This window comes from Moorena sp. SIO3I6 (genome assembly GCF_010672095.1).
The window spans coordinates 1-1,171 of the sequence record NZ_JAAHHU010001545.1 but is presented as its reverse complement, the minus strand read 5'-3'; the positions used below and the strand labels follow the sequence as shown (position 1 = coordinate 1,171).

General features: G+C 45.6%; 1 protein-coding gene and 1 pseudogene. Both read left to right on the top strand.

The window, feature by feature from the left end; all coding sequences use genetic code 11:
• The coding region (locus F6K49_RS51065) for a lipoyl synthase (protein WP_293110568.1) at window positions 1-624 on the top strand (624 nt) is incomplete at its 5' end.
• Window positions 625-672: 48 nt separating this feature from the next.
• Window positions 673-1,171: pseudogene (locus F6K49_RS51060) on the top strand (glycerol-3-phosphate dehydrogenase); the annotation flags it as partial.

Sequence of the window (1,171 nt, the reverse complement as noted above, 5' to 3'; positions counted from 1 at the left end):
CCCACACGGCTAGCAGAAGCCGTGCAGCGCATGGGTTTAAATCATGTAGTTATTACCTCTGTCAACCGGGATGATTTACCTGATGGTGGTGCTTCCCAGTTTGTACAGTGCATTGAAGCCATTCGCCTGGTCTCACCTGATACCACTATTGAGGTTTTAATCCCAGACTTGTGCGGGAACTGGGATGCCCTCGAAACGATTCTTCAAGCTAAACCCGAAGTCCTCAATCACAATACAGAAACGGTACCCCGACTCTATCGGAAAGTAAGGCCTCAAGGGGATTATCAGCGTTCCCTCGAATTACTGATGCGGACGCGAAACTTGGCTCCATCGGTTTACAGCAAATCTGGTATAATGGTAGGTTTAGGAGAAACTGATGCTGAAGTCCGGCAAGTCATGGCGGATTTAAGGGAAGTAGACTGCGACATTTTAACTATTGGTCAGTATCTTCAACCCACTCAAAAACACCTAAAAATTTCTGAATTTATAACCCCTAACCAATTTGATACTTGGAAAGAGTATGGTGAATCCCTCGGTTTCCTCCAAGTTGTTTCTTCTCCCCTCACCCGCAGTTCCTATCATGCCGAGCAAGTTCGAGAATTAATGCATCGCTATCCCCGATGAACAGTTGCATAGTTGCAGGAGAATGGCAAGTAACAACTAACAATCAAAATGACCAAAATCACTATAATCGGAGCTGGTGTTTGGGGTACAGCCCTCTATAGCTTAGCCTCTAAAAACGGTGATCAGGTTTGTTTGTGGTCCCGTCGGAGTCAGACAAAATTAGCAGATGCTATAAAATCTAGCAGTATTATCTTGTCTGCTGTTTCCATGTCGGGGGTAAATTCTGTAGCGCAACAGCTAAAGGGATTATCAGTGTCTCCTGACGTGATCTTGGTCACAGCCACTAAGGGGTTAGATTTGCAAACTACCCGTACTCCCTCTCAAATCTGGCAAGCTGAATTTCCTAACAATCCTGTAGTGGTGCTATCGGGTCCGAATCTTTCCAAAGAAATTAAACAAGGACTCCCAGCCGCTACAGTAGTAGCTAGCACAGATGTAAAAGCAACTCAGATACTACAACAGGCGTTTTCTTCGCCAAATTTCCGGGTTTACACCAATCGAGACCCCCTCGGTGTAGAACTAGGGGGTACCCTGAAAAATGTGATGG